This window comes from Bacillus sp. FSL K6-2819 (assembly GCF_038008305.1).
In the GTDB taxonomy this organism is placed as follows: domain Bacteria; phylum Bacillota; class Bacilli; order Bacillales; family Bacillaceae; genus Bacillus; species Bacillus amyloliquefaciens.
The window spans coordinates 1-10,000 of record NZ_JBBOYV010000001.1; the positions used below are offsets into that span (position 1 = coordinate 1).

Below are 10,000 nucleotides of genomic sequence, written 5' to 3' on the forward strand. Positions count from 1 at the left end.
ATGGAGAATATATTGGATCTTTGGAATCAAGCCTTAGCTCAAATTGAGAAAAAGCTAAGCAAACCGAGCTTCGAAACTTGGATGAAGTCGACGAAAGCCCATTCGCTGCAAGGAGATACCTTAACCATCACCGCTCCCAATGAATTTGCCAGAGACTGGCTGGAGTCCAGGTACTTACACCTCATTGCAGATACCATATATGAATTAACCGGGGAAGAATTGAGCGTCAAATTTGTCATTCCTCAAAATCAGGATGAAGAAAACTTTATGCCGAAACCTCAAGTGAAAAAAGCGGCAAAAGAGGAACCGTCTGATTTTCCCCAAAGCATGCTCAACCCGAAATATACATTCGACACATTTGTCATCGGATCGGGAAACCGATTCGCCCATGCAGCATCACTGGCTGTGGCGGAAGCACCCGCTAAAGCGTACAACCCTTTATTTATTTACGGGGGGGTCGGCTTAGGAAAAACCCACTTAATGCACGCAATCGGCCATTATGTCATTGATCATAATCCTTCAGCCAAAGTGGTGTACCTGTCTTCTGAAAAATTCACAAATGAATTCATCAACTCAATCCGCGACAATAAAGCCGTTGATTTTCGCAACCGCTACCGGAATGTTGATGTACTTTTGATAGATGATATTCAATTTTTAGCCGGAAAAGAACAAACACAGGAAGAGTTTTTCCATACATTCAACACGCTTCACGAAGAAAGCAAACAAATCGTGATCTCAAGCGACAGACCGCCAAAAGAGATTCCGACCCTTGAAGACCGGCTGCGTTCGCGGTTCGAATGGGGACTGATTACGGACATCACCCCGCCGGATCTGGAAACGCGGATTGCCATCCTGAGAAAGAAAGCGAAGGCGGAAGGCCTTGATATTCCGAATGAAGTCATGCTTTACATCGCGAATCAGATTGACAGCAACATCCGCGAACTGGAAGGGGCACTAATCCGGGTTGTTGCCTATTCATCTTTAATCAATAAAGACATTAATGCGGATCTGGCTGCTGAAGCATTGAAAGATATTATTCCGTCTTCAAAGCCGAAGGTCATTACGATAAAAGAGATTCAGCGGATTGTCGGACAGCAGTTCAACATTAAGCTTGAAGATTTCAAAGCGAAAAAGCGTACAAAATCCGTCGCGTTTCCAAGACAGATTGCGATGTATCTTTCCAGAGAAATGACGGATTCTTCTTTGCCCAAAATCGGGGAAGAATTTGGCGGGAGAGACCATACAACCGTCATTCACGCTCATGAAAAGATTTCAAAACTGCTGATTGATGACGAGCAGCTTCAGCAGCAGGTGAAAGAAATAAAAGAACAGCTTAAATAATAGAGCCCTCGGATGAATCGGGGAAAGTGTGAATAACTTTTCTATAGCCATGCACAGTCTGTCCACATGTGGATAGGCTGTGTTTCCTGTCTTTTTCACAACTTATCCACAAATCCACAGGCCCTACTATTACTACTGCTATTTTTTAAAATATATTAATTATATTATCCGTTAGGAGGATAAACATGAAATTTACGATTCAAAAAGATCGTTTAGTCGAAAGTGTACAAGACGTTCTAAAAGCTGTTTCATCCAGAACAACAATTCCCATTCTTACCGGTATTAAGATCGTAGCCTCAGATGAAGGAGTATCATTTACAGGAAGCGACTCTGATATTTCAATCGAGTCATTCATTCCAAAAGAAGAAGATGATAAGGAAATCGTGACGATCGATCAGCCGGGAAGTATCGTGCTGCAAGCCCGTTTCTTCAGTGAAATCGTTAAAAAACTTCCGATGGCGACTGTTGAAATCGAAGTTCAAAATCAATATTTAACGATTATCCGCTCCGGAAAAGCCGAATTTAATTTAAACGGCCTTGATGCAGATGAATATCCTCATCTTCCGCAAATCGAAGAGCATCATGCCATTCAGATTCCGACGGACCTTTTGAAAAACCTAATCCGTCAAACCGTGTTCGCTGTGTCCGCCTCAGAAACACGCCCTATCTTGACAGGTGTAAACTGGAAAGTGGAAAACGGTGAATTATTATGCACTGCCACGGATAGCCATCGACTCGCTTTAAGAAAGGCGAAGCTTGATATTCCGGAAGACAGCTCTTATAACGTCGTCATCCCCGGAAAAAGCTTAACCGAGCTGAGCAAAATTCTTGATGACAGCCAAGAACTGGTAGATATCGTTATTACAGAAACGCAAGTTCTGTTTAAAGCGAAAAACGTATTGTTCTTCTCAAGGCTGCTTGACGGAAATTATCCGGACACGACCAGCTTAATTCCGCAGGAAAGCAAAACAGAAATCGTCGTGAACACGAAGGAATTTTTACAGGCGATAGACCGTGCTTCTTTATTGGCGAGAGAAGGCCGCAACAACGTTGTAAAGCTTTCTGCCAAACCGGCAGACTCGCTTGAGATTTCATCAAACTCTCCGGAAATCGGGAAAGTAGTCGAAGCTGTGCTGGCTGACCAGATTGACGGCGAGGAATTAAATATTTCATTCAGTCCAAAATATATGATGGACGCACTGAAAGTACTTGAAGGAGCGGACATCCGTATCAGCTTTACGGGAGCGATGAGACCGTTTCTTATCCGTACGCCGAATGATGAAACCATCGTTCAGCTCATCCTTCCGGTCAGAACGTATTAAACAAACAGAATGTGCTGCCGGCTAATGTTCGGCAGCTTTTCTGTTCATCAGCCGCTCCCTCAAGCAAGTTTTCCCTTTCCTTATTTCAGGATTTTTTAGTACAATTAGATATTAGTGATATTTGAAAGAGGTCGATATTATGGCAAATCCGATTTCGATTGATACAGAAATGATTACGCTTGGCCAGTTTTTAAAATTAGCCGATGTGATTCAGTCCGGCGGCATGGCCAAATGGTTTCTGAGCGAGCATGAGGTGACTGTCAACAATGAACCTGACAATCGCCGCGGCAGAAAACTTTATGTTGGAGACGTGGTCGCGATTGAAGGATTTGGTTCATTTCAAGTCGTCAATTAAAGCGGGTGACAGCGGTTGTATATCCAAAATTTAGAATTAACATCCTACCGTAATTATGAGCGCGCTGAGCTTCAATTCGAAAACAAGGTGAATGTGATCATCGGGGAAAATGCCCAAGGCAAAACCAATCTGATGGAAGCCATCTATGTTCTTTCGATGGCAAAATCGCACCGCACCTCAAATGATAAAGAACTTATACGGTGGGACGAAGACTATGCTAAAATAGAAGGAAGAGTGATGAAGCGCAACGGGGACATCCCGATGCAGCTGGTCATCTCCAAAAAAGGTAAAAAGGGCAAAGTCAATCATATAGAGCAGCAAAAACTCAGTCAGTATGTCGGAGCGCTGAACACCATTATGTTTGCCCCCGAGGACTTAAATCTCGTTAAAGGCAGCCCTCAGGTGAGGAGGAGATTTCTTGATATGGAGATCGGGCAGGTATCTGCCGTTTATCTGTATGATTTATCTCTTTATCAAAAAATCCTTTCCCAGCGGAATCATTTTCTGAAACAGCTGCAAAGCCGGAAACAGACTGACCGGACCATGCTTGACGTTCTCACTGATCAGCTGATTGAAGCAGCCGCGAAAGTTGTCGCCAAACGTCTGCAGTTTACGGCACAGCTTGAAAAATGGGCGCAGCCGATCCATTCCGGCATTTCCCGGGGACTTGAGGAACTGACGCTTAAGTATCACACGGCGCTTGATGTATCAGATCCCAAAGATTTGTCGAAAATAGGTAACAGCTACCAGGAGTCTTTTTCGAAATTAAAAGAAAAAGAAATAGAACGAGGCGTCACATTATTCGGGCCGCATCGGGATGATGTCCTTTTTTATGTGAACGGACGCGATGTGCAGACTTACGGTTCGCAGGGACAGCAGCGTACGACGGCTTTGTCTTTGAAGCTGGCCGAAATAGATTTAATTCATGAAGAAATCGGAGAATATCCCATTTTACTTTTGGATGATGTACTAAGCGAGCTGGATGATTACCGCCAGTCCCATTTGCTTCATACAATCCAAGGCCGTGTGCAGACATTTGTCACCACGACGAGTGTGGATGGCATTGACCACGAAACCTTACATCAAGCAGGAATGTTCCGTGTGGAAAACGGTGCGTTAGTGAAGTGAAGAAATGAGGTGAGCGATTGTATATTCATTTAGGTGACGACTTTGTCGTTTCAACACGCGATATCGTCGGCATTTTTGACTGCAAGGTCAATGTATCGCCGATCGTTGAAGAATTTCTGGACAGACAGAAAGAAAAAGTAGTGCCGTCCGTAAATGGCACACCAAAGTCTATCGTAGTCACGACTGAGAATATATATTACTCTCCCTTATCTTCCGGCACACTGAAGAAACGTGCGCAATTTATGTTAGAAATAGATTCTTAGCGGATCTTTACAATGAATATATCGTTTAAGAAAAGTGTAGGTGAATGTGCATGGCTATGGAACAGCAGCAAAATAGTTATGATGAGAATCAGATACAGGTATTAGAAGGTTTGGAAGCTGTTCGAAAGAGACCGGGGATGTACATCGGATCAACTAACAGCAAAGGCCTTCACCATTTGGTATGGGAAATCGTCGACAACAGTATTGACGAAGCCCTGGCCGGTTATTGTACAGATATTAACATCGAGATTGAAAAAGATAACAGCATTACCGTTAAAGACAACGGGCGCGGAATTCCGGTCGGTATCCAAGAGAAAATGGGCCGTCCTGCGGTTGAAGTCATCATGACCGTTCTTCACGCAGGCGGAAAATTTGACGGAAGCGGATATAAAGTATCCGGCGGTCTTCACGGTGTTGGGGCGTCTGTCGTAAACGCCTTATCGACCACTCTTGACGTTACGGTTCATCGTGACGGGAAAATCCATTATCAGGCGTATGAACGCGGTGTACCGGTGGCCGATCTTGAAGTGATCGGTGACACTGATAAGACCGGAACGATTACGCACTTCGTTCCCGATCCGGAAATTTTCAAAGAAACAACCGTATACGACTATGATCTGCTTTCAAACCGTGTCCGAGAATTGGCCTTCCTGACAAAGGGCGTCAACATCACGATTGAAGACAAACGTGAAGGACAAGAACGGAAAAACGAGTACCACTACGAAGGCGGAATCAAAAGCTACGTTGAGTACTTAAACCGTTCCAAAGAAGTCATTCATGAAGAGCCGATTTATATCGAAGGCGAGAAAGACGGCATAACGGTTGAAGTTGCATTGCAATACAACGACAGCTATACAAGCAACATTTATTCTTTCACGAATAACATCAACACATACGAAGGCGGCACGCACGAAGCCGGATTTAAAACCGGTTTGACCCGTGTCATAAACGACTATGCAAGAAGAAAAGGGATTTTCAAAGAAAATGATCCGAATCTGAGCGGTGATGATGTGAGAGAAGGGCTGACTGCCATCATTTCAATTAAGCACCCTGATCCGCAATTCGAAGGGCAGACGAAAACGAAGCTCGGCAACTCTGAAGCGAGAACGATTACTGATACGCTGTTTTCTTCCGCACTGGAAACATTCCTTCTTGAAAATCCGGACTCAGCCCGTAAAATCGTTGAAAAGGGCTTAATGGCCGCAAGAGCGCGGATGGCGGCGAAAAAAGCGCGGGAATTGACCCGGCGTAAAAGCGCACTTGAGATTTCCAATTTGCCGGGTAAACTGGCGGACTGTTCTTCTAAAGATCCGAGCATTTCCGAGCTGTATATCGTAGAGGGTGACTCTGCGGGCGGATCAGCGAAACAGGGACGGGACCGTCATTTCCAAGCCATTCTGCCGCTGCGGGGTAAGATTCTGAACGTTGAGAAAGCAAGACTTGATAAGATTCTCTCAAACAATGAGGTCAGATCAATGATTACGGCTCTCGGGACAGGAATCGGAGAAGACTTTAATCTTGAAAAAGCGCGTTATCATAAAGTGGTTATCATGACGGATGCCGATGTTGACGGCGCCCACATCAGAACGCTTTTATTAACGTTCTTCTACAGATACATGCGGGAGATTATTGAAAACGGCTATGTCTACATTGCTCAGCCGCCGCTTTACAAAGTGCAGCAGGGAAAACGGGTGGAATACGCTTATAACGATAAGCAGCTTGATGAGCTTTTAAAAGAGCTTCCGCAATCACCCAAGCCCGGCCTCCAGCGTTATAAAGGTCTCGGGGAAATGAACGCGACTCAGCTATGGGAAACGACAATGGACCCGGCGACCAGAACGCTTCTGCAGGTCAATCTTGAAGATGCGATGGACGCTGACGAGACTTTTGAAATGCTGATGGGTGACAAAGTAGAACCGCGCAGAAACTTCATAGAAGCAAACGCCAGATACGTGAAAAACCTTGATATTTAACCATGAAAGCCTTATTTTCGTTAAGAAATAAGGCTTTTTTCTCAAAGCTGCTTCAAACAGTCTCTGAAAACCCGCAAAACCCGTATATTCTACTAAATTAATGTGTATAAACACAAGTTTATTGATATAATGGAGAATAGTGAAATCGTATTGAAGATCATAATGGACAATCTACTCCCACATTATTTCATGTGATACTTCAGGGAGGTTTTTTTAATGAGTGAACAAAACACACCACAAGTACGTGAAGTCAATATCAGTCAGGAAATGCGGACATCCTTCCTGGACTACGCAATGAGCGTTATCGTATCCCGGGCGCTTCCGGATGTGCGTGACGGTCTGAAGCCGGTTCACAGACGGATTTTATACGCAATGAATGATTTAGGCATGACCAGTGACAAGCCATATAAAAAATCTGCCCGTATCGTCGGTGAAGTTATCGGTAAGTACCACCCGCACGGTGATTCAGCGGTTTACGAATCAATGGTCAGAATGGCGCAGGATTTTAACTACCGCTACATGCTTGTTGACGGACACGGCAACTTCGGTTCGGTAGACGGCGACTCAGCGGCTGCGATGCGTTATACAGAAGCGAGAATGTCAAAAATCGCAATGGAAATTCTGCGTGACATTACGAAAGACACGATTGACTATCAAGACAACTATGACGGTTCAGAAAGAGAACCAGCCGTCATGCCTTCAAGATTTCCGAATCTGCTCGTGAACGGGGCTGCCGGTATTGCGGTCGGAATGGCGACAAACATTCCTCCGCATCAGCTTGGGGAAGTCATTGACGGCGTGCTTGCCGTAAGTGAAAATCCAGAGATTACAATCCAAGAGCTGATGGAATACATCCCGGGACCGGATTTTCCGACGGCCGGCCAGATTTTAGGCCGGAGCGGCATCCGTAAGGCATATGAATCCGGACGGGGATCCATTACGATCCGGGCTAAGGCTGAAATCGAACAGACATCATCAGGAAAAGAAAGAATTATTGTCACGGAACTTCCTTATCAGGTGAACAAGGCGAGATTAATTGAAAAAATCGCAGATCTTGTCCGGGACAAAAAAATCGAAGGAATTACCGATCTGCGTGACGAATCCGACCGTAACGGAATGAGAGTCGTCATTGAGCTCCGCCGTGACGCCAATGCTCACGTCATTTTGAATAACCTGTACAAACAAACGGCTCTGCAGACGTCTTTCGGAATCAACCTGCTGGCGCTCGTTGACGGACAGCCGAAGGTACTGAGCCTGAAACAATGTCTGGAGCATTATCTTGATCACCAGAAGGTTGTCATCCGACGCAGAACGGCTTACGAACTTCGTAAAGCTGAAGCGAGAGCTCACATCCTGGAAGGGTTAAGAATTGCTCTTGATCATTTAGACGCGGTGATTTCTCTCATCCGTAATTCTCAGACGGCTGAAATTGCCAGAACGGGTTTAATCGAACAATTCTCACTGACTGAAAAACAAGCGCAAGCCATTCTGGATATGCGTCTTCAGCGATTAACCGGTCTGGAGCGCGAAAAGATTGAAGAAGAATATCAATCACTTGTTGCGCTTATCGCCGAGCTGAAAGATATTTTAGCCAATGAAGAAAGAGTGCTCGAAATCATCCGTGAAGAACTCAATGAAATCAAAGAGCGGTTCAATGATGAGAGACGCACTGAAATCGTGACGTCCGGTCTTGAAACAATTGAAGATGAAGATCTCATCGAGAGAGAAAACATCGTCATCACGCTGACCCATAACGGCTATGTTAAACGCCTCCCAGCGTCCACATACCGCAGTCAAAAACGAGGCGGAAAAGGCGTACAGGGAATGGGTACGAATGAAGATGACTTCGTGGAACACTTAATTTCTACATCAACGCACGATACGATTCTGTTCTTCTCTAATAAAGGGAAGGTATACCGTTCTAAAGGGTATGAAATCCCTGAATACGGCCGTACGGCAAAAGGTATTCCGATTATTAACCTTCTAGAGGTTGAAAAAGGCGAATGGATTAATGCCATTATTCCGGTCAGCACATTTGATGAGGAGCTTTACCTCTTCTTTACGACAAAACAAGGGGTATCGAAACGTACGGCACTGTCCCAGTTTGCGAATATACGGAATAACGGGCTGATCGCTCTGGGTCTTCGGGAAGACGATGAACTGATGGCCGTCCGCTTGACTGACGGCAAGAAACAAATCATCATCGGAACGAAGAACGGTTTGCTGATCCGTTTCCCGGAAGAAGATGTAAGACAAATGGGACGCACAGCTGCAGGTGTTAAAGGCATCACGCTGACAGACGATGATGTCGTTGTAGGCATGGAGATTCTCGAAGAAGACTCCCATGTCCTCATAGTGACAGAAAACGGCTACGGCAAACGTACACCGGCTTCAGAATACAGAGTCCAAAGCCGGGGCGGAAAAGGTCTTAAAACATGTAAAATTACTGACAGTAACGGTCCGCTAGTAACAGTTAAAGCCACAAGAGGCGAAGAAGACTTAATGATCATTACGGCAAGCGGCGTGTTAATCAGAATGGATATTAATGATATCTCCACTACGGGACGCGTAACACAAGGCGTCCGTCTGATCCGCATGTCTGATCAAGAGCACGTGGCCACTGTTGCGCTCGTGGAAAAGAATGAAGAAGAGCCGGAAGAAACCGAAGAAGTATAAACGAAAAAGCGCAGCTGTAACAGGCTGCGCTTTTACTATATAAAGAAATAAAAAAGCTTTGACACATAGCGATGATGCTGATATAATTCTTTTTGTTGTCTTTTTAATAGAAAGGCAAGCCTAGCGAAAATATTTTTTGAAAAAGTATTGACCTAGCAAACTGAAAATGTTATGATTAATAGGTCGCTTCGAGAGGAGAAACAAAGTTCTTTGAAAACTAAACAAGACAAAACGTACCTGTTAATTCAAAGTTTTAAATAAATCGCACAGCGATGTGCGTAGTCAGTCAAACTACTTTATCGGAGAGTTTGATCCTGGCTCAGGACGAACGCTGGCGGCGTGCCTAATACATGCAAGTCGAGCGGACAGATGGGAGCTTGCTCCCTGATGTTAGCGGCGGACGGGTGAGTAACACGTGGGTAACCTGCCTGTAAGACTGGGATAACTCCGGGAAACCGGGGCTAATACCGGATGCTTGTTTGAACCGCATGGTTCAGACATAAAAGGTGGCTTCGGCTACCACTTACAGATGGACCCGCGGCGCATTAGCTAGTTGGTGAGGTAACGGCTCACCAAGGCGACGATGCGTAGCCGACCTGAGAGGGTGATCGGCCACACTGGGACTGAGACACGGCCCAGACTCCTACGGGAGGCAGCAGTAGGGAATCTTCCGCAATGGACGAAAGTCTGACGGAGCAACGCCGCGTGAGTGATGAAGGTTTTCGGATCGTAAAGCTCTGTTGTTAGGGAAGAACAAGTGCCGTTCAAATAGGGCGGCACCTTGACGGTACCTAACCAGAAAGCCACGGCTAACTACGTGCCAGCAGCCGCGGTAATACGTAGGTGGCAAGCGTTGTCCGGAATTATTGGGCGTAAAGGGCTCGCAGGCGGTTTCTTAAGTCTGATGTGAAAGCCCCCGGCTCAACCGGGGAGGGTCATTGG

At 45.5% G+C, this 10,000-nt stretch carries 7 protein-coding genes and 1 rRNA gene (1 of these 8 cut by a window edge); all 8 read left to right on the forward strand.

Annotated features, from left to right (window positions below):
* On the forward strand, positions 1 to 1,341 hold the full coding sequence (gene dnaA / locus MHH91_RS00005; RefSeq protein ID WP_013350722.1) for a chromosomal replication initiator protein DnaA: 1,341 nt from the start codon (positions 1 to 3) through the stop codon (positions 1,339 to 1,341).
* A gap of 185 nt (positions 1,342 to 1,526) precedes the next feature.
* Positions 1,527 to 2,663, forward strand: a complete 1,137-nt coding sequence (gene dnaN, locus MHH91_RS00010) for a DNA polymerase III subunit beta (RefSeq protein WP_014469588.1) — start codon at positions 1,527 to 1,529, stop codon at positions 2,661 to 2,663.
* A gap of 139 nt (positions 2,664 to 2,802) precedes the next feature.
* The gene (gene rlbA / locus MHH91_RS00015; protein WP_004392910.1) at positions 2,803 to 3,018 is read left to right on the forward strand and encodes a ribosome maturation protein RlbA; all 216 of its coding nucleotides are present in this window, start codon (positions 2,803 to 2,805) and stop codon (positions 3,016 to 3,018) included.
* Between the two features lie 15 nt (positions 3,019 to 3,033).
* Positions 3,034 to 4,146 (forward strand): DNA replication/repair protein RecF, encoded by a 1,113-nt coding sequence (gene recF, locus MHH91_RS00020; protein WP_013350724.1) that lies wholly within the window; start codon positions 3,034 to 3,036, stop codon positions 4,144 to 4,146.
* A gap of 17 nt (positions 4,147 to 4,163) precedes the next feature.
* Positions 4,164 to 4,409 carry an extracellular matrix regulator RemB gene (gene remB / locus MHH91_RS00025; RefSeq protein WP_004392908.1) on the forward strand — a complete coding sequence of 82 codons (246 nt, stop codon included), beginning with the start codon at positions 4,164 to 4,166 and terminating at the stop codon, positions 4,407 to 4,409.
* Positions 4,410 to 4,465: 56 nt separating this feature from the next.
* The gene (gene gyrB / locus MHH91_RS00030; RefSeq protein WP_014469589.1) at positions 4,466 to 6,382 is read left to right on the forward strand and encodes a DNA topoisomerase (ATP-hydrolyzing) subunit B; all 1,917 of its coding nucleotides are present in this window, start codon (positions 4,466 to 4,468) and stop codon (positions 6,380 to 6,382) included.
* A 216-nt stretch (positions 6,383 to 6,598) separates the two neighbouring features.
* On the forward strand, positions 6,599 to 9,058 hold the full coding sequence (gyrA, locus tag MHH91_RS00035) for a DNA gyrase subunit A (protein ID WP_013350726.1): 2,460 nt from the start codon (positions 6,599 to 6,601) through the stop codon (positions 9,056 to 9,058).
* Between the two features lie 296 nt (positions 9,059 to 9,354).
* Positions 9,355 to 10,000 (forward strand): 16S ribosomal RNA (locus MHH91_RS00040); it runs 904 nt beyond the window's last position.

What these genes read in the sequence shown, in the direction of transcription:
- dnaA (WP_013350722.1), top strand. Translation starts at nt 1, where the DNA reads ATGGAGAATATATTGGATCTTTGGAATCAAGCCTTAGCTCAAATTGAG.
- dnaN (WP_014469588.1), top strand. Translation starts at nt 1,527, where the DNA reads ATGAAATTTACGATTCAAAAAGATCGTTTAGTCGAAAGTGTACAAGAC.
- rlbA (WP_004392910.1), top strand. Translation starts at nt 2,803, where the DNA reads ATGGCAAATCCGATTTCGATTGATACAGAAATGATTACGCTTGGCCAG.
- gyrB (WP_014469589.1), top strand. Translation starts at nt 4,466, where the DNA reads ATGGAACAGCAGCAAAATAGTTATGATGAGAATCAGATACAGGTATTA.
- gyrA (WP_013350726.1), top strand. Translation starts at nt 6,599, where the DNA reads ATGAGTGAACAAAACACACCACAAGTACGTGAAGTCAATATCAGTCAG.